Genomic DNA, 23139 nt, shown 5'->3' with positions numbered 1-23139 from the left:
CCTCGCGGCCCGCCCGGGCCACCCGACCAGCAGTACGGAGTACCCACCGTGACAGTCCTCTTCGGTCAACTCTTCACCGGCATCAGCATCGGCGCGGTGCTGCTGCTCATCGCGCTCGGGCTGGCGCTGACCTTCGGCCAGATGAACGTCATCAACATGGCGCACGGCGAGTTCATCATGGCCGGCGCGTACACCACGTACGTCCTGCAGCAGAGCATCACCGGCGCCGGCCTGTCGCTGCTGGTCGCGCTGCCGGTGGCGTTCGCGGTCGCCGGCACGATGGGTGTGCTGCTGGAGATCCTGCTGATCCGCCGGCTCTACGCGCGACCGCTGGACACCCTGCTGGTCACCTGGGGTGTGTCGCTGATGCTGCAACAGCTCGCCCGCGACGTCTTCGGCAGCCCGAACGTGCAGACCCGCGCGCCGGACCTGCTGACCGGCAACGTGGCGTTGCCCGGCGGGCTGACCATCGCCAACAACCGGCTGTTCATCCTGGCCCTGGCCCTGGCCGCCGTCGCGGCGCTCACCCTGGCGCTGCGGCTCACCCCGCTCGGGCGCCGGATCCGCGCGGTGGTGCAGAACCGCGACCTCGCCGCGGTGTCCGGCATTCCCACCGCCCGCGTCGACCGGACGACGTTCTTCCTCGGCTCCGGCCTGGCGGGGCTCGCCGGGGTGGCGCTCACCCTGCTCGGCCCGATCGGCCCGACCATGGGCACCAACCTGATCATCGACGCCTTCCTGGTCGTCGTGGTCGGCGGGATCGGCCAACTCAAGGGCAGCGTGATCGTCGCCTTCGCCCTCGGCGTGCTCCAGGCCACCGGGGAGTACCTCACGACCCTCAGCGTCGCCAAGGTGATCGTGTTCGTGGCGATCGTCGCGTTCCTCCAGTGGCGGCCACAGGGCCTGTTCACCCTGCGGACCAGGAGCCTCGCATGACCGCCGTGACGCCCGCCCCACCGGACACCGCCGTGCGACCGGCACCCGCTGGCGCCGTACCGCCGAACCCGCCGGGGGGACGGTCGCGGCTGCGCGCGGCGGCGGGCTTCGCGTTCGGCGCGGCGCTGCTGTTCGCCGTGGCGCCGCTTGTGCTGTCGGACTTCCGGCTGGCCCTGCTCGCCAAGTACCTCTGCGTCGCCATGGTCGCGGTGGGCATCGGGATCGCCTGGGGCCGGGGCGGGATGCTCACCCTCGGCCAGGGCGTCTTCTTCGGCCTGGGCGGCTACGCGATGGCCATGCACCTCAAGCTCGCCGACGCGGGCCCGGGTGGGATGCCCGACTTCATGCAGCTGTACGGGCAGCTCGACGAACTGCCCCTGTGGTGGCGGCCGTTCGCCAGCCCGTGGTTCGCGCTGCCCGCCACGGTGCTGCTGCCGATGGCTGTCGCCTTCGGGCTCGGTTCGCTGGTGTTCCGCCGCCGCGTGCGGGGCGCGTACTTCGCCATCCTCAGCCAGGCCCTCGCGGCCGCCATGGTGATCCTCCTGATCGGGCAGCAGGGCACCACGGGCGGCACCAACGGGCTCACCGACATCGAGGGCTTCTTCGGCTACGACCTCGACGATCCGGTCAACCAGCGGATGGTCTACTTCATCATCGCCGGCGTCCTGCTGGCGTTGCTCGCGCTGGCCCGTCAGCTCATCCACAGCCGCTACGGCGAGCTGCTGGTGGCGGTCCGCGACGGCGAGGAGCGGGTCCGCTTCCTCGGCTACGACCCGGCGTCGGTCAAGCTGGTGGCGTACGTGGTCGCGGCCGGTATGGCGGGGCTGGCCGGGGCGCTGTTCGTGCCGGCGGTGGGCATCATCTCGCCCGCGCTGATCGGGATCGTCCCGTCGATCGAGTTCGTCATCGGGGTCGCGGTGGGTGGCCGGGCGACGCTGCTGGGCCCGGTGCTCGGCGCGGTGGCGGTGGCCTGGGCGCGTACCGCCCTGTCGGAGCGTTTCCCGGGCACCTGGACGTACCTGCAGGGGTTGCTCTTCGTGGTCGTGGTGGCGTTCCTACCCGGCGGCCTGGCGTCGCTGTGGGCGCTGGCCCGCCGCCGCGACGCCGGCCCGGAGCAGAGCCGGCGCGGCTGGTCAGCGCTGGGCCGACGTCGCGTCGAGCGGACGGAGGTGCCGGCGGCATGAGCGAACGCACCGAGCGCAGCGACGGCCGTGAGCGCATGCCCAGCCAGCACGGCATGAGCGGCGAGCGGCTGGACGGCCTGTCCGTCCGTGACGTGCGGGTCAGCTTCGACGGCTTCACCGCCGTCGACGGCGTCTCGCTGGAGGTGCCGGCCGGCGACATCCGGTTCCTGATCGGCCCGAACGGCGCCGGCAAGACCACCCTCGTCGACGCGGTCACCGGCCTGGTGCGGGCCACCGGCTCGGTGCGGTTCGGCGACCAGGAGCTGCTCGGCCGCCCGGTGCACCGGATCAGCCGGCTGGGCATCGGGCGGACCTTCCAGACGTCGACGGTGTTCGAGGAGCTGTCGGTCGTGCAGAACCTCGACATCGCGGCCGGCGCCCGGCGGAGCTGGGTGACCCTGGCGCGGCGCCGGCGGGGGATCCCCGACGAGGTGGCCGCCGCGCTGGAGACCATCGGCCTGACCGGGCGGGCCGACCAGCTCGCCGGGACGCTCGCGCACGGCCAGAAGCAGTGGCTGGAGATCGGGATGCTGCTGGTGCAGGACGCGCGGCTGCTGCTGCTCGACGAGCCGGTCGCCGGGATGAGCCACGAGGAGCGCGACGCCACCGGCGCGCTGCTGGAGACGGTGAGCCGGGACCGCACGGTGGTGGTGATCGAGCACGACATGGACTTCCTGCGCCGGTTCGCGCGCAGCGTCACGGTGCTGCACGCGGGGAAGGTGCTCAGCGAGGGCACGGTGGCCCAGGTCCAGGCGGACCCGCGCGTGCAGGAGGTCTACCTTGGCCACCCGGTCGCCGCCGGGTCGGCCCCCAGCCCTCTGGAGGCATGATGCTGACCCTGCGCGGGGTGCACGCCGGATACGGGCGTTCAAGGGTGCTGCACGGGGTGGACCTCGCCGTCCCGCCCGACGGGGTGGCCGCGGTGCTCGGGCACAACGGCGCCGGCAAGAGCACCCTGCTGCGGGTCGCGGCGGGTCTGCTGCGACCCAGCGCCGGCACCGTCGAGCTGGACGGCGAGGACGTCACCCGTCTCGCGCCGCACGAGCGGGTGGAGCGCGGGATGGCGTACGTCCCGCAGGGCCAGCAGTGCTTTCCGCACCTGACCGCCGCGGAGAACCTGCGCCTGGTCGCCGACGGCCGGCGCGACGGCGCGGTGGCCACGGCGGAGGTGCTGGACCTGTTCCCGGCGCTGCGCCCGCTGCTGCGCCGACGGGCCGGGCTGCTCTCCGGCGGCCAGCGCCAGCAGTTGGCCATCGCCCGCGCGCTGATCACCCGGCCCCGGCTGCTGATGCTCGACGAGCCGACCGAGGGCATCCAGCCGTCGGTGGTCGCGGAGATCCAGGAGCGGATCGTCGAGCTGACCCGACAGCCCGGCTTCAGCGTGCTGCTCGTCGAGCAGCACCTGGGTTTCGCGCTGCGGGTGGCGAACCGCTACCACGTGCTGGAATCCGGTCGGGTCACCTCGGACGGCGACGGCGGAGTCACCGCGGAGCGGGACGTCCGGGCGGCCCTGGCGGTCTGACCGCACCCCCGCCGCCGGTCAGGTCGTCGGGGCGGGGCCGGTCGAGTCGCGGACGACCAGCAGGTGGCCGGTGCTGCGGCGGCGGGGGCGCGCCGAGCGGGGCTTGAGGGCGAGGGTGAGCGCCGTGCGGCCCATCTCGGTCATCGGCAGCCGGATGGTGGTGAGGCTGGGCGCGAGGTCGGCGGCGACGGAGACGTCGTCGAAGCCGACGACGGAGATCCGCGCGGGCACCGGCACGCGGCGCGACCGCAGCGTCGAGAGCACGCCGATCGCCATGGCGTCGTTCAGCGCGACGATCGCCGTGGTCTCCGGGTGCTCGTTGAGGATCTGCTCGGTGGCGGCCCGTCCGCCGCCGCGGGTGAAGTCCCCGTGCACGACCGTCAGGTCGGCGGGGCGCAGCCCGCGCTGCCGCAGCGCGGACGTCACGCCGGCGAGCCGGTCGGCGACCGTGGTGAGGCCGACGCTGCCGGCGGCGACCGCGATGCGGCGGTGGCCGAGGTCCATCAGGTGCGCGGCGAGCGCGCGGCCGCCGGCCTCGTTGTCCGGCAGGACGGCGTCGACGCCGAGCGCGTGCCGGCCGATGGCGGCGACCCGGCCGCCGTGGTCCTGGAACGCCGCCAGCTCGGCGCGGGCCTCGGCTTCGACCCGCGGGTCGTCGTACCCGGAGCCGCTGATCAGGATGATGCCGACCCGCTGGGCGATGAGGTGGCGCAGCTGTTGCAGCTCGTAGCCCGGGTCCCGGCCGGACTGGCAGATCTGCACCAGCAGCCCCTGCTCGGCGGCGAGCTGGATGACCCCGGCGGCGATCTCGGAGAAGTAGGGGTCGTCGACTTGGTGGACGATCAACCCGACGGTGGACCGGGCGCCTCCGGCCAGGGTGCGGGCGTACGGGTTGGCGACGTAGCCCAGCTCGTGGGCGACCCGCCGGATCCGGTCGGCCACCTCGGTGCTGACCCCCTCGCGGCCGGCGAGGGCCCGGGAGGCGGTCGCCAGTGAGACACCCGCACGTTCGGCCACCTCCACGAGGCGCGGCCGCTGGCCAGCCCTGGGCATCCGCGACTCCCCGAAAACATCCATGTCACCGGATCTATTGCCAGTGACGTTCGACGAAGCCTAGGGTACGTAAGCGCTTACGTAAGCGCTTACGTAGCGGCCGGCGTGCCGCGAAACGAGGTGAACGATGTCCAGAGCCCGAATCGTCGCCGTCTCGCTCCTGGTGGTCGGCGTGCTGACCGGCGTCGGCGGGCCGCCGGCCCAGGCGGACCGCAGCACCGCGCACGACGTCCACCCGGCTCTGCGGGCGCACCTCGTCGCCGCGTACGACTTCGACCACCCGGTGCCGGGCGACCCGGCCCTGGAGCGTGCCCAGGGCCGCTCCGGCACCGAGATCGAGCTGATCAACGGCGGCGCGGCGATGCGGGTGCCCGACCGCGCCTACCGGGGCAGCGGCAACGCGGTGCAGACCCGGCAGGTCGACCCGGCGACCACCGGCAACGACGACTGGAAGGCCGGAACGTGGTCGGCCAGCGGGGTGCGGACGCTGCGCGCCTTCAGCGCCACCACCATCATGGGCTGGTTCAAGCTGAACATGGACAGCCCGGCGCTCAACTCCACCACCGCCGACCCGAACGACCGGTACAACGCGATAGGGCTGGCCGGCCTGCTCACCGGCGACTCCGACGGCCACGGCGTCCGGGCCCTGCTGGAGCTGATCGACGTCGACGGCGAACTGCGCCTCGTCGCGCTCGGCCGCCGCCTCGACGGTGGCAACTCGCAGACCTTCGCCGCGAATCGGGACTGGCGGGACCTGCTGCCGGTGGGGGAGTGGGTGCACCTCGCCGCCACCTTCGACTTCGGCACCGGCGCGCTGGCCCTCTATCGCAACGGCGAACCGGTCGACGGCTTCTACACCCGCACCGACGACCCGTGGCTCGTGTCGGGGCCCGGCCCGCACGTGACCACCGCCTCCGACCCCCGGGGCATCAAGATCGGCGGGAGCTTCCCGCAGGACACGCTGGAGCGCAACCCCTGCGACTGCCGCATGGACGGCCTGCTGTTCCTCGACAGCATGGTCTCCGCGCGCGACGTGCGCAGGCAGTACGACCGCATGGCCCGCTGACCACCCTCGGCACCGTCCCACCGAGAAGGAGACACGCGTGCGCATCCTCCACCGCCGCCCCGGCCGCGTCCGCCGGTCCGCGCTGACGGCCGGCCTCACCGCCCTCGATCTACGCCGTGGGCTTCCGCGACCCGCACCGGTTCAGCTGGGACCGGGCGACCGGCCGGATGTACCTCGGGCACATCGGTGAGCACGCCATCGAGGCGATCTACGAGGTCCGCGCCGGCGACAACTTCGGCTGGAGCGAGCGCGAGGGGTCCTTCGTCTTCGACAAGACGGCCACCAACCCCTGCGACCGGCTGTTCCCGCTGCCCGCCGACGATGAGCGCTACGGCTACACGTACCCCGTCGCCGCGTACGACCACGACCCCGCCGCGGACTGGAACTGCACCGCGGACGTCGGCGTCGCGGTGGCCGGCGGGTTCGTCTACCGCGGGCACGCGGTGCCCGCGCTACGCGGCAAGTACGTCTTCGGCGACCTCGTCGACGGCCGGGTGCTCTACACCGAGGCGAACGAGATGCGCCGCGGTCACGGCCTCGCACCGATCCACCAGCTCGCGCTCTTCGACGCCGCGGGTGGCCCGGTGCGGATGCGGGACCTCTCCGGACCGGGCGCCCCCGGCGACCCCAACCGGGTCGACCTGCGCTTCGGCACCGACGCCGCCGGCGAGCTGTACCTCGTCGCCAAGGCCAACGGCACGATCTGGAAGGTGACCGGCACGAGGGAGTTCGCCAGCGGCGACGTCGGCGACACCACGCTGCGCCACACCTCGGGCGCCGCGAACTGGGCGCCGGTGACGCCCGCGAAGTGGCAGTTCACCCGCGACCAGGTCATCCTCGCCGAGGCCGGCGAGAGCCGGCCGGGCCCGCGCCGGCCCTTCGAGTACGCCGTGCTGACCGCCGGCCCGGCGTGGTCGTCGGTCCTCCTCGACGCTCGGGTACGACTCGACACGCCGGTGGAGGTCAGCAACCGCGACGTGATCATCGTCTTCGGCTGGCGCTCGGACACCGAGTTCTACTACGCCCACCTCTCCACCGACAACACGATCTATCCGCACAACGGCATCTTCAAGGTCAACAACGCCGACCGGGAGCGCATCGACCACCAGTGGAACGGCCGCTCCCGTGGCGCCAACCCGGCCATCACCGACGCCGACTGGCACCGCGTACGCGTCGTGCACCTGCCGGCCACCGGCGAGATCGCCGTCTACGTCGACGGGCACCGGGACCCGCTGCTGACCGCGAAGGACACCACCTTCGGCTCGGGGCGGGTGGGCTTCGGCTCGTTCGACAACGTCGGCCGACTGCGCAACCTCACCGTCACCGGCACACCGGCCTGAGACCGCCGGGGACGGCGGCCTTTCGTGCGGTCGTCCCCGGCGCTGCACCCCGTCCGCCGAGCCGGCCCGCAGGGCACGTCCGGTTCGTAGAATCCGTGCCATGCCGCAGATCGTCGAGTTGCTGGCCTCGCCCGTGCACCGCTTTCGGGGCCGGCCCTCCGACGGCCCGGCGCCGGCCCCGCCCGGCGAGCTGGTCGACACCGTTGCGCTCCGCGCCGGCCTCGGCATCGTCGGCGACCGCTACTTCGGCAAGCCGGCGCACCGCGACGCCAGCGTGACCGTGATCGCCCAGGAGTCCCTGCCGGCCGGCATCGGCCTGGCGCAGGTCCGGCGCAACATCCTCACCGCAGGCATCGCCGTGGACGAGCTGATCGGCCGGGTCCTGATCCTGGACTCCGGCGACGGCCCGGTCAGCCTGCGGGTGAACCGGGCGGCCCGCCCGTGCGCCTGGATGGACGTCACGGTCGGTCCGGGCGCCTGGAAGGCGCTGCGCACCACGGGCGGCATCCGCTGCACCCCGCTCAACGACGGTCTGCTGCGCGTCGGCCCGATCGACGCCACCGTGAGCTGAAGCGAAACTCCACGAGCTCGTGGTCGCGGCCCGGCTGCCGTCCGCTCAGGTTGGCCCTACCAGTCGGCCGGCCGGGATGTAGGGCGGGTCAGACCGGGCTGATGTGTGCGGCGAGGATCCGCCAGCCGTGCGGGTCGTCGTGGATCCAGGTCCGGGTGTAGCGCAGGCGAGCGGCGAACGGCTCACCGTTGAACACCCCGGCCACCCGGCCCAGGAAGAACGTCACACCGGTCCGTCCGACGACGAGCAGGTCCAGTTCCTCCTCGATCAGCTCCTCGATCACCGAGGTCCGGTCCCGGTGCGCGGCCAGGTCCTCGGCCTTGCCGTGCTGGCGGCCGTCGGGGCCGATCGCGATGAGCTGGTCGACCAGCAACTGATCGAGGGCCGCGACGTCACCGGCGCGCTGCGCGGCCTGCAGGGTGCGTTCGGCGTCGAGCAGCTCCGCCTCGCGTTCGCTGTCCGGCATGGCCGTCCTCCTGGTCTCCTCCGTCCGACGCCACCGTCCGGACTGACCGCATTGTGGCAGTCGGCACGCCTCGACGGGGGCGCATCGGCGCGGCGGCGCGTCTCGTCCCACCGTGGGCCCACCCGGCCGGAATGCCACCTCGATGCGCCGGCTGTGTGCCGTTCGCCGGTCGGTGACTAGGCTTCGTGCCATGGCGGACCACGGTGGTCCCGGCGCGCACGCCGCCGAAGCGACGTGGCCGGTCGAGGCGGTCGTCCGGGAGATCCTTGCGGTCGTCCCGGCCGGGTGTACGTGGCTGTTGCCCGTGCCCGACGACCACCGGGCGGTCGCCGACTTCCGGATCGCGGCCACCAGCGGCCAGAGCCACGACATCTACGGTCGGGGTGTGGACCGGGTGGGCGCCCGGCTCAGCGAGCTGTACCCCAGCATGGTCGGCGGACCCCTCTGGCAGCTGTACCAGCAGGTGCTCGCCACCGGTTCGTCCGGCCGCCTGGCCGACTTCCGGTACGTGGAGAAACGCACCGGCGTCGTCGCCGACTCGCTGTTCGACGTCCACGTGCACCGCGTCCTCGGCGGTCTGCTGGTGTCCTGGCAGCGCCTCGACGAGGACCGCCGGCGGATGGACCGTACCGAGCTGCTGGGCAACCTCGGCTGGGCGGAGTACGACCTGGCCAGCGGGGTCAGCCAGTGGTCACCCGGGATGTACCGCATCTTCGAGCGTGATCCGGCGCTCGGCCCGATGTCGCGCGCCGAGCAGGCAGCCGCCCTGCTCCCCGACGACTACATGCTGCGCGAGACGGCGTGGCAGACGCTGGACAGCGGTGCCTCCTCGGACGTGACGGTCCGGTTCCAGGCGGCGGACGCGGTCCGGTACCTGCGGATCCTCTCCGACGTCTCCCGCGACGCGAACGGCGCACCGCTGAAGATCCACGCTGTGGTGCAGGACGTGACCGCCCGGGTGGACTCCCGGACCGCCATCGAGCGACTCAGTGACCAGTTGCGGACGCGGGAGATGACCGCCCTCGCCGAGCACCGGCTGGCCGGGCAGTTGCAGAACCTCATCCAGCCGGTGCCCCGCGACCCGTTTCCGCTGGCCGGCCTGGAGGCGGTGGTCAACTACCTGCCGGCCGAGAGCGCCGCGCGGGTCGGCGGGGACTGGTACCACGCGCAGTCCCTGCCGGACGGAAAGGTCGTGCTCGCCGTCGGCGACGTCACCGGTCACGGGCTGGACGCGGCGAGCGGAATGGCGCACCTGCGCTTCGCCCTGGTGGCCTGGCTGTCGATCGGCATCCGGGACCCGTCGGTGCTGCTGGGGCACCTCAACCGGCTCTGCGGGCAGCTCTCGATCACCGGAACCGCCGTGGTCGCGGTGTACGACCCGGCCACCCGGGTGCTCTGCTGGGGCCGCGCCGGGCACACGGTGCCGCTGCTGTCCCGCGCCGGCGAGACCAAGCCGCTCGACCGCCCCCCGGGTCTGCTGCTGGGCGCCGGTGACGACGCGGTGTACCCGGTGCTCTCCCCGCGCCTGAGCCCCGGCGACCTCGTGCTGTTCTACACCGACGGCCTCATCGAGCGACGCGCGCCCGAGCAGGACCGGTTGCCGCAGGTGCGCGCGACCCTCTCGGCGCTCACCGCGACGCCGGGGGAGCAGCCCCTCGCCCGGCTGCGTGACCTGCTCAACCATCCCAACCCGGACGACGACACGTGCACCCTGGCCGTGCGCGTGCTGCCCTGAGCCGCCCCGCTCACAGCGCCAGCCGGATCCGGACCACGGTGCCCTCACTGGCGGCCAGCACGGCCACCTCGTCGCAGATCTGCTCGACGATGGCCAGCCCGCGACCCCGTACCGCGTCGGCGGCCGGCATGGCCCGGCCGAACGCCCGCGCCGGGCCCTGGTCGACGACGTCGCAGAACAACTGGTCACCCTCGGCCCAGAGCCGGACGCGGCCACCGTCGGCGGTGTGCTGCAACGTGTTCGTGGCCAGCTCGCTGACCGCCAGCGCCAGCAGCTCCACCCGCTCGGCCGACAGGCCCCGGGCGATGGCGCCGGAGCAGACGAACGCGCGCAGCGCCCGCAGGTCGGTCGCCACCTCGTACGCCATGGTGTCCGTCCGCAGGGCTGGCGAGGGCTGCTCGGTCACGCCGCGGGTCTCCCGCCGGTCGGCCGCCATCAGCCCGCCAGCCGCGAGTCGTCGGCGGGTGGGCGCAGCAGGTTGCCGATGCCGGTGATGTCGAGGACTGTCGCGACCGGGCCGGCGGCGTTCACGGCGTACAGATGTCGGCCGTTCGCGCGTGCCTCCTGATGGGCGGTCACCAGGCCGTGCAGGCCGGTGGAGTCGAGGAACCGCAGCTCGCCGACGTCGACCACCACCACCGGCGCGGCGCGTACCGCCGCGGACAGCACGGCCGTCAGCTCAGCCTGGGCGGCCAGGTCACACTCACCCGTCAACGTGACCACGATCCGCCCGGGTGTCGTGGACGTGCGGGCCTCGAAGTGCGCCATCAGACAGCAGCACCCTTCCTCGTAGCGTCAGCTGTTGTCGGCACATCATGTCATCCGTCGGCCGACCGACCACGTCGTCCGTTCGGCGGGTGATCACCATAAGCCGTTCCGGTCCGCTTCCGAGGCCCGACGACGGGACGCGGAGCGTCGGGCGCGGGTCGGCGATTCGCCCTTCGATGAGGTCAGGGCGTCGCCTCGAACGCGACGGACCCGTGGCACGACGTCTCTCCTGGCGGGCGACTCGCGTGGTCGCTACGGGCGGATGTCCAGGGCGCCGATCAGGTCGTCGCGCAGGGTGAACCGGTACCGCAGCTCGATCGGGCTGCCCGGAAACTCGCCCGACACCCGTGCGATGACCAGGTACGAGTCGCCCGCCTGGGGCGTCACCCGCAGCGGTTCGGCGGTGTACGAGGAGGCCGCCATCGTCCGCTGCGCCCAGGAGCGGATCGACGGCCGGTCCTCGTACAACCGGTCCTCGTCGGCCACGCTCGCGGTGTCCGCGAAGCAGGCGACCAAGGCGTCGAGGTCGCCGTCGCGGACGGCCCGGAAGTACCTGTCGATCACGTCGGGCAGGTCGACCGCCATCTGCTCCTCCTGCGGCACGGGCCGCCGCCGGGCGGCCGGCGTGAACCCGGTCCGATCTCACCGTACGAGACGGGGCTGGCCGGGCGCGGGGCAACCGACAGAAGCGACCTCGTCGCGCCCGGGTTTGCCGCCGGTGGGCCGGGGTAGCCACGCGTCTCGGCAACGGAAAGGGCGGGACCATGGCCGATCTGGGATTCGTCGACAAGGTCGCGGCGCGGGCGGGCATCCCGCCCGCGCAGGCACGCCCGCTGACCGAGGCCGTGCTGCGGACGCTCACCGAGCGCCTCAGCGGCGGCGAGGCCGCCGCGCTCGCTCCCCACCTGGCCGTCGAGCTGAGCCCACTGTTGGTCAAGGCCGCCGAGCCGCCGGAAGCGTTCGGGTACGACGAGTTCCTGCGCCGCGTGGCCGACCGCGCCGGGACCGACCGGCCCGGGGCCGAACGGGGCGTACGGGCGGTTCTGCAGACCATGCACCGGGTGGTCGGGCACCGCGAGTTCTCCGACGCCCTGTCCCAACTCCCGGCGGACCTGCGCGCACTGGCCCAACCCCTGCCGCAGGGTCCCTGACCGAAGCCGTGTCCCGTCGGGCTGGCCGACCGACGGTCGGCGCGGAGCGCGGTCTGACCGGCCGGCCAGACCGCGCCCCGACGGGTGTCAGCCGGCGGTGACCACCCACTTCTGGTGTGCGCCACCGACGTACGTGCCGATCTGGATCTGGGTGCCGTCGGCGGTGCCGCCCCCGGCGGCCTGCAACACCTTGCCCGACTGCGGGTTGCGGATCGACCCGTCGGACTGCGGTTGCCACACCTGCGAGCCGGTGCCGTTGCAGGTCCACAACTGCACCTTGGTGCCGTCGGCGGTGCCGGCGTTGTCCACGTCGAGGCACTTGCCCAGCGCCCGGTACGTGTCGCCGGACCGGCTCCACGACTGCGCGCCCGTGCCGTTGCAGGTCCACAACTGCACCTTGGTGCCGTCGGCGGTACCGGCGTTGTCCACGTCCAGGCACTTGCCGCCGATGCCGGTGATGCTGCCCGCGCCGCTGGCGGCGCTGCCGTACACCTCCAACTCGTAGATGCGCGCCGCGGTGTCGCTGGTGCTGGTCGGCGCGGTGACGGCCAACCGGACGTAACGGGCACCGGGCGCGGTGAGGTCGTGCGTCGTGGTGCTCGCCGTGTTGCCGGTCACCGTGGCCCGGGTGGTCCAGCTCGTGCCGTCGGGGCTGGACGCGATCGTGAAGTCCCGGGTGTTCCAGGCGGTGTCCTCACCACCGGCGCCGGCATGCTTGACCACCACCCGGTTCACCGCGTAGCTGCCCCCCAGGTCCACCTGGAGGTACTTCGACGTGCCCTTCGAGCACCACTTGTCGCTGTTTCCGCCGGTGACGCTGCCGTTGACGGCCTTGGCCGGCCCCTCGGTCGTCGAGCAGGAGCTGTCCGCGGTGGCCGGCTTGTTGAGCGCCAGGTTGGTCCCGCCGCTCGGCGGGGTGACGCCCGGGATGGCGTTGAGCGTGTACCACGCCTCGGTGCTCCACAACGACTGCCCGCTGGTCGAGGTGAACGGGCGCGGTGACCGCAGGTAGACCACCCGGCCGGCCTTGCGGCCGTCGACGGTCAGGCTGACCTTCCTGCCGTCCGCCGAGAGGGTGGCCCCGCTGACGGTCAACGTCTCCTCGTCGATCTTCGGGCCGCCGTAGTTGGACGTCGGCTCGTACCGCCACTGCTTGACCTTGTAGTGGGCGGCCAGGTTGGCGGCGGTCTCCGCCGAGACCGGCTGGGTGTACTCCACCTCGAAACCGGCGGTGGTGGCCCGCATGGCCAGCATCTCGAAGGTGCTGGTGCTGTTCGGGGTGAGCTTCTGCAACCCGTACGTCAGCTTGCCGGTCTGCCCCCAGTTGCCGCCCGCGCCGAGCCCGCCGACGTAGATCGCGCCGTCCGGACCGAGGTTGACCTCGGAGACGCCCGCCTCCAGACCCTGGGTGAGCCGGAACAGCGCACCCTGGTACTCGCCGTTGACCTTCTCCACCGACGCGCGCTGGAGGCCGCCGTAGGTGACGTCACCGATCACGAACTGCCCGGCGTAGCGCCCGGTGGTGAGGTAGAGCGGCGTGCTGGGGGAGTTGGCGATCTCGTTCTGCGGCATCCAGAGCACCGGCGGGGTGACCGGGTTGGCGTCGAACGGGCCCGCCGGGGTCATGTAGTGGTTGAAGAAGCGACCCTGCTTGATGTGCACCAGCTTCGACGACGGCAGCCAGCCGCCCTGGTTGTCGGTGACGAAGATGCCGCCCTCCGGGCCCCAGCCGATGCCGTGCGGCGTCCGCAGGCCGCCGGCGATGTAGCTGACCGCGCCGGTGTCCTTGTTGACCTTGATGGTGGTTCCCCGGTTGGCGGCGGGCTGCGGCACCGTGGTCGCGCCGCCGTAGTCGATCGACACCGACAGGTTCACGTAGAAGGAACCGTCCTGGTAGAGCAGACCGAACGCGAACTCGTGGAACTTGCCGCCGTACGGCCAGGTGGCGACGGTGTCGAGGCGGTCGGCCACCTCGTCTCCGGTGGTGTCCACGAGCCGGGTGAGCCGCTGCTTCTCCGACACGTAGACCACGCCGTCGACGACCTTGAGCCCCATCGGCTCCTTGAGGCCGCCGGCGATCTTCTTGGTGGTCACCGACCCGGGACCGGTCGCGCCGCCGGTGTTGCCCATGATGTACACCTCGCCGTCCTGGGAGGTGCCGGACTGGTCGCTGCCACCCCAGGTGCTGATGACCAGCCGGCCGTCGGCCAGCCAGTCCATCCCGGTGACCTTCGGCTGGAAGCCCGAGGGTCGCAGGTTCGTGAGCGTGTAGCCGGGGTGCACGCCGGTGAGCGGCAACCCGTCGCCAGGGGAGTCGGTGACGCCCTCGCACTCCTTGCGCCCCGGTGCGGTCACCCGTACGACTCCGGCGTCGGTGCTCAGCGCCGAGGTCGGTACGACCACGAAGGACGACGAGCCGGGCGTCCGCCACTCCAGCGTGATCTGCTGGCCACCGGCGCGCTCGAAGTGGTCGATGCGCAGTGGGTGCAGCCCGGCGGCGAGGGTGACGGCGCCCTCCTTGGGTGGGGTGGCGCCGTGCAGGCCGTCGTGGTTGATCACGATGGTGTTGTCGATCGTCAGCTTGGACCCGTCGTCGCTGCTGAGCCGGAAGGTGTAGCTCCCGGCCTGGGTGATCGTGATGTTGCCGAGCACCTGCGAGACGAAGTTGTCGTCGAAGCCGAAGTCGGCCGGCGACGTCCAGTTGATCGTGGACATCAGCTTGTCCACGTTCGGGGTCTGCGCGGGCTTGAGCGTGCAGATTTCGGAGAGCGGCACCTGGACGTCGTAGACGCGCAGAGTGACGCCCGGTTCCTGCTCGGGGGCGGCGTCGGCCGGGTCGGCCCAGAAGCCGACCGCGAGGACGAGCGCGAGCGCGCCCAGGACGGGACTGCGGAATCGGCGCAGCAGCGGTGTGCCCATCGTTCCTCCACAGAGGATAGGAATGACCGACGGCCGGCGTGCAGAGATGGTGAGGCGGTGGCCGCCGGCCCGGTCCGTAACGTCCTCGACGCCGACGAGTGACGCTCCGGAAACACCGGGTTGATGGGTCGAGACATTAAGGGGTTTCGATAGGGCTGTCCATGCCTTTGCATCGATACATCAAAAGTTCCCGATGTTCGTGCGAAAGATCGCGGCACTGGTCCCTGGATGTCGGAAATGCGCCAGCGCCGTACGGCGTTTCAGGTCCCGGCCAGGGGGTGGGTGCTCCGGGCGGTACACCCGGCCGCCGATGGTCGTTGCTGGGCAGAAGGCGGACCGCGCCCCGGCCCGGGGCGTCACGTCGGTGCGCCTCAGCGGCGGCCGCGACGAGCGGGCCGGCGGTCCGTTCCACCGCGCGGACGCGAGGCCGCGCCCCGTGGCCGAGGCGCTGCGCCGCGCGGGCGGGTGGTGCCGCCGGACGGCGCCGGCCGGCGGCGGGCCGCCACCACGATGATCGTGCCGACGACCACCACGACGGCGGCGGGCGCCAGCCAGGGCGGAAGCCCTCCCTCCGGTGGGGACGCCGGTGGCGCGGCCGCGGGGGTGGCGTCCGCAGGGAGTGTCGCCGCCGGCACGGCGGAGGCCGAGGGGGTGCCCTCGGCCTGGGCGAGGAGGGCGGGCTCGGGACCGTTCGTCGGTGCCGTCCAGCCGGCCGGGGCGGCTGTGCTCGGGCCCTGGTAGTCGAAGGTGACGGTGCCCCGCACCGCTTCGCCGTCCGAGGCGACCGTGAGGTAGCTGGCGGTGTAGCGGCCCTTCGCCGGCCAGTGGGCGACGGTCACCATGGCGGGGAAGCCGGTGTGGTACAGCCGCGGCTCGAAGACGCCGTTGACCATGAAGTACTCCTGGACCGGCTTGTCCAGCCGCTTCGGCTCGCCGTACGACCAGCCGCTGTCCACCCGTGACCCGTTCGGGCCGGTGAGGGTGAAGTGCGCGTTGGCGGCCGGCTTCTCGGTGAAGTACAACCCGACCTGGGCCAGGGGCTTGCGGACGACGGTGCCGGTCAGCGGCGTGGAGGTCGCCAACTGCCCGTGCGCCGACGCCGGGGCGGCGGGCAGCGCCAGCGACACCACCAGCAGCGCCGCCAGCACCGCGACGGTGCGGCACACAACGTGACAGACAGTGACCAGCCTCGATCGCATTCGTTCATCATGGTCATTTCCCCACCGCCAAACAAGACGTAGAGTTCACCCTCCGACGATCAGCTCGACACCCCGCCCCCCGCGTCGTTCGGAGTCCGCCCGTGCTCGTCCGCGCCCCCGGTGCCCGCCGCGCCGCCGTCCCCACCACCCTCCTCGTCACCGGTCTGCTCAGCGCCCTGCTCACCGCCGGCTGCGGGCAGGACGACGACCCGTCCGGGGCCGCCCCCTCGACGCCGGCCACGTCGGCCGCCGCACCGACCGCCTCCGCGCCGGCCTCGGCGGACAGTCCCACTCCCGCCGCCACCGCCAGCACGCCCGCGGTCGACCGGGAGATCACCGTGACCATCGCCAAACGACGGATCAGCCCGCCCACCGGCCGGGTGACCGTGGCCAAGGGCCAACTCGTCCGGATCACTGTCACCTCGGACGCGGACGACGAACTGCACGTGCACGGCTACGACCTGGGCGCCCGACTGCCAGCCGGCACGCCCGGCTCGGTGGAGTTCCGGGCCGAGAAGACCGGGCTGTTCGAGGTGGAGACGCACGAGACCGAGCTGGTGCTGTTCCAGCTCGTCGTCCGCTGAGCGGGATGTCCGCCGCTCCCGCGCTGCTGGCGCACGGCGTCGGCGGCCGCCAGGACCTGCCGATCACACTGCCCGAACTCGTCGTCGCCGCCGCCCTGACCCTGGTCGTCACGTTCCTCGCCCTGGGCCTGCTCTGGCGCGAGCCACGCCTCGACCGGGACGCCGCCGGTGGCCGACCGGTACCCGACCGGCTGGCCGGCCTCGTCGACGCCCCCGCGTTCCGGTGGGCGCTGCGCGGACTGGGACTGCTCGCCGCCGGCTGGTTCTGCGTGGGCCTGCTCGGCGGGCCGGACACCCCGGACAATCCGACGGCCGGCGCGCTCTACGTGCTCCTCTGGGTCGGGCTGGTACCCGTCTCGCTCCTGTTCGGTCCGGTCTGGCGGGCGGTCAACCCGCTGCGTACCGTGCACCTGCTCGTCGCCCTGGCGGCGCGGCGCGAGCCGGCGCGCGGCGTCCGGGAGCTGCCCGCCGGCCTGGGCCTCTGGCCGGCCGCGCTCACCCTGTTCGGGTTCGTCTGGCTGGAGCTGGTCGCGCCGGACCGGGCCACCCTGCCGGTCATCACCGCGTGGCTGGCCGGGTACGCCGTGGTCATGCTGGGCGGCGCCGCGCTGTTCGGCGCGGGCTGGTTCGACCGGGCCGACCCGTTCGAGGTCTACAGCGCGCTCGTCGGCCAGCTCGCCCCGATCGGCAGGGCCGCCGACGGCGTGCTGGTGTGGCGCAACCCGCTTGACGGGATCGCCGGGCTGCGGCCCCGTCCCGGGCTCGTCGCCGTGGTGATCGTGCTGCTCGGCTCGACCATGTTCGACAGCCTCTCCAACGCGCCGGCGTGGCTGCGCTTCTCCCAGGAGAACGGCCTGCCCCCGGCGGTCACCGGCAGCGCCGGACTGATCGTGGTCATCGGCGTCGTCGCCGTGGCGTACCTCCTCGCCACCGGCGCCGCCGCCCGCGTCGGCCGTGCCAAACCGCCAAGCGCCGCGGAGCCGGCCGACGATGCGGTTCCGGCGGGTGGCGCGGAGTCGCCGCGGGTGCCGAGCGAACTCGCGCACTCGATCGTGCCGATCGCGGTGGGCTACGTGGTGGCGCACTACTACTCGCTGCTGATCCTGGAGGGTCAGCGCACCGTCGCCCTGCTGTCCGACCCCCGCGACACCGGGGCGGACTGGTTCGGCACGGCGGGCTGGCAGCCGCACACCGGGCTGGTCACCCCGTCCGGGGTGGCCAACCTCCAGATCACCGTCATCATCGTCGGGCACCTGCTCGGCACGCTGCTCGCCCACGACCGTGCCCTGTACCTGTTTCCCCGGGCGCGGGCGGTGGCCGGTCAGCTCCCGCTGCTCGCGCTGATGGTCGCGTACACCGTCGCCGGCCTGCTGCTGCTCTACGCCGGTTAGGGCCGCCGGCCCGGTGCCGACGTGCCCGCGTCCACGGGTGAGGATGGGGCGTGGACTCCGAACTTCGGCGCTACCTCGACGACCTCGTGGACACCGCCCGGGACGTGCTCGGCGGCGATCTCGTCGGCGCGTACGCGGCCGGTTCGGTGGGGCTCGGCGCGTACCAGGCCGGCCGGAGCGACGTGGACGTGGCGCTGGTCTGCGCCGGTGCGCTGACCGAGGCCGTCAAGCGGACGTTGGTGGCACGGCTGCGCCACGAGGCGCTGCCCTGCCCGGCGCGCGGGCTGGAACTGGTCGTGTACCAGCGGGCCGTGGCCGCGGCCGGCAGCCCCGAGCCCGGCTTCGAGGTCGAGCTGAACACCGGGCCCGCGATGCCGTTCCGCCGCACCCTCGACCCGGCGGACCGCCCGAGCGCCGACGGCCGCTTCTGGTACGGGCTGGACCGCAGCATCCTGCACCAGAGCGGGGTGGCGCTGCTCGGGCCGCCGGCGGCGGAGGTCTTCGGCGACCTCACCCCGGCCGACCTGAGCCGCCTGCTGATCGAGGCGCTGACCTGGTGGCTAGCCCTGCCGACGCCACCGGGCGACCGGCCCGCGCCCGGCGCGGAGGACGCGGTGCTCGGCGCCTGCCGCTCGCTGGTGCGCCACCGCGACGGTGAGTGGCTGTCCAAGGTGGCCGCCGGCCGGCGTCTCGTCGACACCGGCGACCCGGCCGAGGTGATCCGCCGGGCGATCGCCGCGCGGCACGGTGGGCCACCGCCCACGGGCGCCCAGGCGCGTGCCTTCCAGGAGCGGGTACGCGCCGAGGTCGCCGCCCACCGCTGACGCCGGGTCAGCGCACCGGGCGGGACTTCAGCGACGCGAAGAGCAGGTTGAGGCCCTCGGCCATGGTCGGATGCGTGATGATCGCGTCCCGCAGCGCGGTCCACGGCATGCCGGCGAGCATGGCCAACTGCACCGAGGTGATCACCTCGCCCGCTTCCGCGCCGAGCAGCGCCGCGCCCAGGATCTGGTCGGTGCGGGCGTCGATCACCGCCTTCCACATGCCCTGCGTCTGGCGCAGGGTGCGGGCCCGGGGGATCGCGGCGACGGGCAGCTGGGCCACCTGGACGTCGTACCCGGCGCGGCGCGCGTCGCTCTCGCCGAGACCGACCCGCGCCAGCTCCGGGGTGGTGAAGACGGTGTACGGGATGAGCCGGCCCGCCGTACTGCGCTGCTCACCGGCCAGGTTCGCCCGGATGATCCGATAGTCGTCGAGCGAGGCGTGGGTGAACTGCGGGCTGCCCGCGACGTCCCCGGCGGCCCATGTCCGCTCGGCGCTGGTGCGCAGGTACTCGTCGACAAGCACGAAGCCACGGTCGTCGAGTCGGACACCGGCCGCGTCCAGCCCGAGCCCGTCGGTGACCGGCGCCCGGCCGGCCGCCACGAGCACGTCGTCGCCGGTCACCACGCTGCCGTCGTCGAGCGTGATCCGGACCGTACCGTCGGCGTCGCGGTCGACCCGGGCGACCGTCACCCCGACGCGTACGTCGATGCCGTCGTCGAGGAAGACCCGCATCATCGCGTCGCCGATGTCGGGGTCCTCACGGGTCAGCAGCTGCGGACCGCCCTCGATCACCGTCACCGCGCTGCCGAACGACGCGAACATCTGCGCGAACTCCACCCCGACGGTGCCGCCGCCGAGCACCACCAGTCGTGCCGGCAACCGGTTCAGGCGCAGCAGATCGTCGCTGGTCAGCACTCCGGCCTCGGCCATCCCGGGTACGGACGGCAGGTACGGCCGGGTGCCCGTGTTGATGACCACGTCGTCGCCGCGCAGCAGTCGCTCCCTGCCGTCGGCCAGTGACACCCGCACGGTCCGCGTGGCCACGAGCCGGGCCTGACCGATCACCAGGTGCAGACCCGAGTCGAGGAACTGCTGCCGGTTGGCGGCGACCATCTGATCGACGACGTCCTGCTTGTGCGCCCGCAGCAGGTCCACGTCGACCCGGCCGCCCTCGACCACGACGCCGAGCGCGGCGGCGTGGCGCAGCTGGCGGGCCGCCCGCGCGCTCGTCACCAGCGCCTTCGTGGGGATGCACGCGACGTTGATGCAGCTACCGCCGATCATGCCGCGCTCCACCATCGCCACCCGACGGCCGGACCGGGCAACGTCCATGCTCAGCGTCTTGCCGGCCTTGCCGCCGCCCACGACGAGCAGGTCGAAGTCCTCCGGTTGGTCGGTCACGGGCGCTCCTCTCGGCCGCGAGGCGCTGTCGGGTCGCCGGTCGGGCCGGCGGCCCTCGGTGCGCGTCGGCCAACCCAGCCTGCCAGCAGCGACGGGACGTTCGGGAAGGTTCGGTGCAGAATCGCCCCGGGTACGTCGCGCCCGACGACGGGGGCGACGCCGAGTCGGGACCGGCCCGCCGCGCGGCGTCAGGCTTCGGCCGTGACCAGGTACAGGGTGAAACCCGCCAGCAGGGGACCGTCGGTGAGACGCCGCAGCCACGGCTGAACGTCCGCGTCGGTGAGCTCGCCGGCCGCCACGGCGCGGGCCGAATTGCGCCGCAGCCCCAGAATCCGGTCCGCGGTGTCGAAGTCCCGGAAGACGACGGCGACCGCCTCGACCGATCTCACCCGCAGGCCCACCTGCACCGACAGCCGGACCAGCTCCCGCCCGATCGTCGGGTTCCGCACCCGCCCCGCGACGAAGCGGGCGAAGCCGCGGCTCGTCCGCACGTCCTCGTCCGCGACCACCAGGGTGTCCCAGTCCGGCTCGGCCATCGCGAGCACACCGCCCGGGCGCAGCACCCGACGACCCTCCGTCAGCACCGTCGCGGGATCCTCGACGTGCATGAGGACCCGGTCCATCCTGGCCCGGTCCATGCTGCTGTCGTCCAGCGGAAGCGCGTGCGCGTCGACCGCGCGCAGCTCGATCGTCTCCCGGTCGGCCAGCCGCCGGCCGGCCTCCGCGAGCATCCGCGCGTCACGGTCGACTCCGACGACCCGGCCGCCGGCCTGGACCGCGTCGGCCAGCCGCCCGAGATCGGTCCCCGGGCCGCAGCCGATGTCCACCACGGCGTGCCCCGGCCGCAGGTCGAGGGCGTCGAGGGCACGCCTCTTGTAGTCGCGCCCGACTAAAGTGGCCGCTGCCGTGTCCAGGTACGCGATCTGGTCGGCGGCGGTGGGCGTCGCGCTCGTGAGCTGGCTCATCGGCCCATCCAAACACCGGATTGTGGGCGTACCGCGAACACGGCGCGCAGATTCGGTGTAAGCCGCCGTCGTCGACGGGCCGGCCTGGCCGCGCCGAACCGTGGACCCGGGCCCCGGGGGGGGGGCCCCCCCCGGGGGGGGGGGGGGCCCCCCCGCGGGGGGGGGCGGGGGGGGGGGGGGCCCCCCCCCCCCCGGCCCCCGGGGCCCCCCCCCCCCCCCCCCCCCGGGGCCCGGGTCAGCCACCGGCGAGGTCAGTGCCGGGCGGTGCCGTTGTCGCTGACCGGCTGCCCGAAGGCCAGGAACGGTACGGGCGTCGGGGCCTCGGGTCGCGTGAAGATCCGCTCGGCGTCGTTGGTGGGCATCCCCGACGTGGCCGTCCGGTCGGCCGGCTCCACCGGGTACCGCATGGGCGCCCCACCCGGGCGCTCGCCGTCGGCGTGCTCACCACCGGCGTGCTCAGCATGGGCGTGCTCAGCATCGGCCTGCGTGTCATCGGCGTGCGTGACCTCCGCATGCTCGGCCTCGGCCCGGGTGTCGTCGGCGTCGACCCGGTCGGCGTTCGCGCGGTCGGCGTCGGTCCGGTCGGCGTCGGCGCGGTCGCTCGCGGGCCGGTCCACGGGGAGCAGGTCGACACCTGCACGGGACGGGTTCGACCGGGGGCCGACCATCGGGTACTCGGCGGTCTCCGTGCCGCCGGCCGCGGCGGCCATCACGGCGGCGGCGGCCAGGTCGGCCACCCGCTTCGCCTCGCGCTGCACCCGGGCGCGGACCTCCTTGGCGTGCCGCTCGGCGGAATCCCCGGCCCGTCGGGCCTCGTCCAGCCGGGCCGCCTCGGCGGTCAGGTCCCGGCGCACCTCGCCCAACCGCTGCTGGACGCGGGACAGCTCGTTCTCCAGGGTCTCGCCCTCCTGGCGTACCTCCGCGAGCTGCTGCTGGGCGGTCGCCAGCTCGGCGTGCAGCTGGGCCGACTCCTGCCGGCGCTCCTCGATCTCCTGCTGGAGCGCGGTCAGCTGCTCCTGGTGGCTGGCCGCCTGCTCGTCGGCCCGGTTACGCAGCTCGGTCACGTGCTGCTGCGCCTCGGCCAGCAGCGCGGCGATCTGCTGCTCGGTGGAGCTGCGCTGCTCGGCCAGCTCCTCCTCCGCGGCGGCCTGCAACTCGGCGATCTCCTGCTCGGCGGCGCTGCGCCGCTCGGCGACCTCGCGCTCCACCCCGGCCTGCCACTGGGCCATCTCCTGCTGGTTCTTGGCCCGGGCGGCCTGAACCTCCTGCTGGATCTGGGTGCGGGCCGACTTCATGAGGGCATCGGCGGCGACCCGGGTCTGGTTGAGCTGCTGCGCGCTCTGTTCGGTGATGCGCTTCGCCTCGTGCTGGGCGCGCTCGTGCGCGGCCTCGCCGTCGGCGCGCAACTGCTCGGCGCGCTCCCGGATCGCGGTCAGCTCGGCCTCGGCCACGGCGCGCCGCTCCTCGTACGCCTGTTCCTGCTCAGTGCGCCGCGCGGCCAGCTCCTCCGACAGGTCCTGGCGTGCCTGCGCGGCCCGCTCGCGGGTGTCGGCGAGGATCCGCTCGGCCTCGGTGCGCAGCTCGTTGGCCCGGTCGCTGGCCGACTCGGTGATGAGGGCGGCCTGCTTCTCGGCGAGGGTCAGGATCTCGCCGACCATCGGGCCCAGATCCTGGAACGAGGCGCGGTCCACCTGCACCGGCTGCTCGTGCAGCTCGGACAGCTCGGCGCGCAGCCGCTGCACCTCGGCGGTCAGCTCACGAACCCGCACCGCGGAACGTCCGTGCTCGCCGCTGAGCATCGCGATCTGGCCGTCGAGCTGCTCCAGGTGCCGGTCCACCTGGCGTTTGTCGTAGCCGCGCAGGGCGAGCTCGAAGGTTGGCCGCGAGGCCGCGTCGTCGCGTGCTGCGAGCGGCTCAGCGCCGATGGACATGCACCATCCTCCGTACGATCGGGGGCGTCAGGGCCGGCGGTCAACCGCCCCTGCGGGCCGTGAGTGTGGCGCAACGCTACCGCCGAGCCCACCGGTGTGCGAAGGCCCGTCCCGCCTCCGCTCCACACGGTG

General features: G+C 73.3%; 22 protein-coding genes. 12 read left to right on the top strand and 10 right to left on the bottom strand.

Annotated elements, in window-relative coordinates; genetic code table 11:
- Nucleotides 1-48: 48 nt before the first annotated feature.
- The 4 genes from urtB to urtE are packed head-to-tail and all read left to right on the top strand — an operon-like array spanning nt 49 to nt 3642.
- Nucleotides 49-936, top strand: a complete 888-nt coding sequence (gene urtB / locus ACFYPH_RS25550; RefSeq protein ID WP_387185196.1) for an urea ABC transporter permease subunit UrtB — start codon at nt 49-51, stop codon at nt 934-936.
- Nucleotides 933-2120, top strand: coding sequence for an urea ABC transporter permease subunit UrtC (gene urtC / locus ACFYPH_RS25545; RefSeq protein WP_387185192.1), 1188 nt, complete (start codon nt 933-935; stop codon nt 2118-2120). Before urtB ends, urtC begins: the two co-directional genes overlap by 4 nt.
- The gene (gene urtD / locus ACFYPH_RS25540; protein WP_387185189.1) at nt 2117-2950 is read left to right on the top strand and encodes an urea ABC transporter ATP-binding protein UrtD; all 834 of its coding nucleotides are present in this window, start codon (nt 2117-2119) and stop codon (nt 2948-2950) included. The genes urtC and urtD overlap by 4 nt, the downstream gene beginning before the upstream one ends.
- Nucleotides 2947-3642, top strand: coding sequence for an urea ABC transporter ATP-binding subunit UrtE (gene urtE / locus ACFYPH_RS25535; RefSeq protein WP_354860659.1), 696 nt, complete (start codon nt 2947-2949; stop codon nt 3640-3642). Before urtD ends, urtE begins: the two co-directional genes overlap by 4 nt.
- Nucleotides 3643-3660: 18 nt before the next feature.
- Here urtE and ACFYPH_RS25530 read toward each other — a convergent pair whose 3' ends face one another.
- On the bottom strand, nt 3661-4695 hold the full coding sequence (locus ACFYPH_RS25530) for a LacI family DNA-binding transcriptional regulator (protein WP_387185186.1): 1035 nt from the start codon (nt 4693-4695) through the stop codon (nt 3661-3663).
- A 127-nt stretch (nt 4696-4822) separates the two neighbouring features.
- On the opposite strand from ACFYPH_RS25530, the gene ACFYPH_RS25525 reads away from it, so the two are divergent.
- The 3 genes from ACFYPH_RS25525 to ACFYPH_RS25515 all read left to right on the top strand — a co-directional run bounded on the left by ACFYPH_RS25525 (nt 4823) and on the right by ACFYPH_RS25515 (nt 7672).
- Nucleotides 4823-5761: a LamG-like jellyroll fold domain-containing protein gene (locus ACFYPH_RS25525; RefSeq protein WP_387185183.1), complete on the top strand. Its 939-nt coding sequence runs from the start codon at nt 4823-4825 to the stop codon at nt 5759-5761.
- A 107-nt stretch (nt 5762-5868) separates the two neighbouring features.
- Nucleotides 5869-7101 carry a PQQ-dependent sugar dehydrogenase gene (locus tag ACFYPH_RS25520; RefSeq protein ID WP_387185393.1) on the top strand — a complete coding sequence of 411 codons (1233 nt, stop codon included), beginning with the start codon at nt 5869-5871 and terminating at the stop codon, nt 7099-7101.
- A gap of 100 nt (nt 7102-7201) precedes the next feature.
- Nucleotides 7202-7672: a molybdenum cofactor biosysynthesis protein gene (locus ACFYPH_RS25515; protein ID WP_354860665.1), complete on the top strand. Its 471-nt coding sequence runs from the start codon at nt 7202-7204 to the stop codon at nt 7670-7672.
- An 88-nt stretch (nt 7673-7760) separates the two neighbouring features.
- Here ACFYPH_RS25515 and ACFYPH_RS25510 read toward each other — a convergent pair whose 3' ends face one another.
- Nucleotides 7761-8138: a nuclear transport factor 2 family protein gene (locus ACFYPH_RS25510; protein ID WP_354860666.1), complete on the bottom strand. Its 378-nt coding sequence runs from the start codon at nt 8136-8138 to the stop codon at nt 7761-7763.
- A gap of 190 nt (nt 8139-8328) precedes the next feature.
- On the opposite strand from ACFYPH_RS25510, the gene ACFYPH_RS25505 reads away from it, so the two are divergent.
- Nucleotides 8329-9873, top strand: a complete 1545-nt coding sequence (locus ACFYPH_RS25505; protein ID WP_387185180.1) for a PP2C family protein-serine/threonine phosphatase — start codon at nt 8329-8331, stop codon at nt 9871-9873.
- Nucleotides 9874-9883: 10 nt separating this feature from the next.
- Here the strand turns inward: ACFYPH_RS25505 and ACFYPH_RS25500 are convergent, their stop codons facing one another.
- From ACFYPH_RS25500 to ACFYPH_RS25490, 3 genes are all read right to left on the bottom strand, one after another.
- Nucleotides 9884-10279 carry an ATP-binding protein gene (locus ACFYPH_RS25500; RefSeq protein ID WP_354860669.1) on the bottom strand — a complete coding sequence of 132 codons (396 nt, stop codon included), beginning with the start codon at nt 10277-10279 and terminating at the stop codon, nt 9884-9886.
- Nucleotides 10280-10308: 29 nt separating this feature from the next.
- Complete coding sequence (locus ACFYPH_RS25495) at nt 10309-10641, bottom strand: STAS domain-containing protein (protein ID WP_355066522.1); 333 nt, start codon at nt 10639-10641, stop codon at nt 10309-10311.
- Nucleotides 10642-10893: 252 nt separating this feature from the next.
- Nucleotides 10894-11226 carry a nuclear transport factor 2 family protein gene (locus ACFYPH_RS25490; protein ID WP_354860672.1) on the bottom strand — a complete coding sequence of 111 codons (333 nt, stop codon included), beginning with the start codon at nt 11224-11226 and terminating at the stop codon, nt 10894-10896.
- 179 nt (nt 11227-11405) lie between these two features.
- Here ACFYPH_RS25490 and ACFYPH_RS25485 point away from each other — a divergent pair, with 179 nt between their 5' ends.
- Nucleotides 11406-11792: a DUF2267 domain-containing protein gene (locus ACFYPH_RS25485; RefSeq protein ID WP_354860673.1), complete on the top strand. Its 387-nt coding sequence runs from the start codon at nt 11406-11408 to the stop codon at nt 11790-11792.
- 87 nt (nt 11793-11879) lie between these two features.
- Here the strand turns inward: ACFYPH_RS25485 and ACFYPH_RS25480 are convergent, their stop codons facing one another.
- Nucleotides 11880-14711 (bottom strand): ricin-type beta-trefoil lectin domain protein, encoded by a 2832-nt coding sequence (locus tag ACFYPH_RS25480; protein ID WP_354860675.1) that lies wholly within the window; start codon nt 14709-14711, stop codon nt 11880-11882.
- A 371-nt stretch (nt 14712-15082) separates the two neighbouring features.
- Nucleotides 15083-15910, bottom strand: coding sequence for a copper resistance protein CopC (locus ACFYPH_RS25475; protein ID WP_387185174.1), 828 nt, complete (start codon nt 15908-15910; stop codon nt 15083-15085).
- Between the two features lie 101 nt (nt 15911-16011).
- Here ACFYPH_RS25475 and ACFYPH_RS25470 point away from each other — a divergent pair, with 101 nt between their 5' ends.
- From ACFYPH_RS25470 to ACFYPH_RS25460, 3 genes are read left to right on the top strand one after another with little or no spacing between them, the layout of a single operon-like run.
- On the top strand, nt 16012-16494 hold the full coding sequence (locus tag ACFYPH_RS25470) for a hypothetical protein (RefSeq protein WP_354860679.1): 483 nt from the start codon (nt 16012-16014) through the stop codon (nt 16492-16494).
- A gap of 5 nt (nt 16495-16499) precedes the next feature.
- Nucleotides 16500-17885 (top strand): hypothetical protein, encoded by a 1386-nt coding sequence (locus ACFYPH_RS25465; protein ID WP_387185171.1) that lies wholly within the window; start codon nt 16500-16502, stop codon nt 17883-17885.
- Nucleotides 17886-17935: 50 nt separating this feature from the next.
- Nucleotides 17936-18709: a nucleotidyltransferase domain-containing protein gene (locus tag ACFYPH_RS25460; RefSeq protein WP_387185169.1), complete on the top strand. Its 774-nt coding sequence runs from the start codon at nt 17936-17938 to the stop codon at nt 18707-18709.
- A 7-nt stretch (nt 18710-18716) separates the two neighbouring features.
- Here ACFYPH_RS25460 and ACFYPH_RS25455 read toward each other — a convergent pair whose 3' ends face one another.
- The 3 genes from ACFYPH_RS25455 to ACFYPH_RS25445 form a co-directional block, all read right to left on the bottom strand.
- On the bottom strand, nt 18717-20111 hold the full coding sequence (locus ACFYPH_RS25455; RefSeq protein ID WP_387185167.1) for a dihydrolipoyl dehydrogenase family protein: 1395 nt from the start codon (nt 20109-20111) through the stop codon (nt 18717-18719).
- Nucleotides 20112-20299: 188 nt separating this feature from the next.
- On the bottom strand, nt 20300-21076 hold the full coding sequence (locus ACFYPH_RS25450; protein WP_387185164.1) for a methyltransferase domain-containing protein: 777 nt from the start codon (nt 21074-21076) through the stop codon (nt 20300-20302).
- Nucleotides 21077-21327: 251 nt separating this feature from the next.
- Nucleotides 21328-23007, bottom strand: a complete 1680-nt coding sequence (locus ACFYPH_RS25445; protein ID WP_387185161.1) for a hypothetical protein — start codon at nt 23005-23007, stop codon at nt 21328-21330.
- Between the last annotated feature and the right edge of the window lie 132 nt (nt 23008-23139).

The organism is Micromonospora sp. NPDC005252, from assembly GCF_042872475.1.
Lineage (GTDB): Bacteria > Actinomycetota > Actinomycetes > Mycobacteriales > Micromonosporaceae > Micromonospora.
This window is presented reverse-complemented; position numbering and strand designations above follow the sequence as displayed.

Bases quoted from the DNA above. Each gene is read 5' to 3' on its own strand.
- ACFYPH_RS25495 (WP_355066522.1), bottom strand. From the start codon at position 10,641: ATGGCGCACTTCGAGGCCCGCACGTCCACGACACCCGGGCGGATCGTG.
- urtC (WP_387185192.1), top strand. From the start codon at position 933: ATGACCGCCGTGACGCCCGCCCCACCGGACACCGCCGTGCGACCGGCA.
- ACFYPH_RS25485 (WP_354860673.1), top strand. From the start codon at position 11,406: ATGGCCGATCTGGGATTCGTCGACAAGGTCGCGGCGCGGGCGGGCATC.
- urtD (WP_387185189.1), top strand. From the start codon at position 2,117: ATGAGCGAACGCACCGAGCGCAGCGACGGCCGTGAGCGCATGCCCAGC.
- ACFYPH_RS25530 (WP_387185186.1), bottom strand. From the start codon at position 4,695: ATGCCCAGGGCTGGCCAGCGGCCGCGCCTCGTGGAGGTGGCCGAACGT.
- ACFYPH_RS25475 (WP_387185174.1), bottom strand. From the start codon at position 15,910: ATGCGATCGAGGCTGGTCACTGTCTGTCACGTTGTGTGCCGCACCGTC.
- ACFYPH_RS25465 (WP_387185171.1), top strand. From the start codon at position 16,500: ATGTCCGCCGCTCCCGCGCTGCTGGCGCACGGCGTCGGCGGCCGCCAG.
- ACFYPH_RS25490 (WP_354860672.1), bottom strand. From the start codon at position 11,226: ATGGCGGTCGACCTGCCCGACGTGATCGACAGGTACTTCCGGGCCGTC.
- urtE (WP_354860659.1), top strand. From the start codon at position 2,947: ATGATGCTGACCCTGCGCGGGGTGCACGCCGGATACGGGCGTTCAAGG.
- ACFYPH_RS25450 (WP_387185164.1), bottom strand. From the start codon at position 21,076: ATGAGCCAGCTCACGAGCGCGACGCCCACCGCCGCCGACCAGATCGCG.
- ACFYPH_RS25505 (WP_387185180.1), top strand. From the start codon at position 8,329: ATGGCGGACCACGGTGGTCCCGGCGCGCACGCCGCCGAAGCGACGTGG.
- ACFYPH_RS25515 (WP_354860665.1), top strand. From the start codon at position 7,202: ATGCCGCAGATCGTCGAGTTGCTGGCCTCGCCCGTGCACCGCTTTCGG.
- ACFYPH_RS25510 (WP_354860666.1), bottom strand. From the start codon at position 8,138: ATGCCGGACAGCGAACGCGAGGCGGAGCTGCTCGACGCCGAACGCACC.
- ACFYPH_RS25445 (WP_387185161.1), bottom strand. From the start codon at position 23,007: ATGTCCATCGGCGCTGAGCCGCTCGCAGCACGCGACGACGCGGCCTCG.
- ACFYPH_RS25480 (WP_354860675.1), bottom strand. From the start codon at position 14,711: ATGGGCACACCGCTGCTGCGCCGATTCCGCAGTCCCGTCCTGGGCGCG.
- ACFYPH_RS25525 (WP_387185183.1), top strand. From the start codon at position 4,823: ATGTCCAGAGCCCGAATCGTCGCCGTCTCGCTCCTGGTGGTCGGCGTG.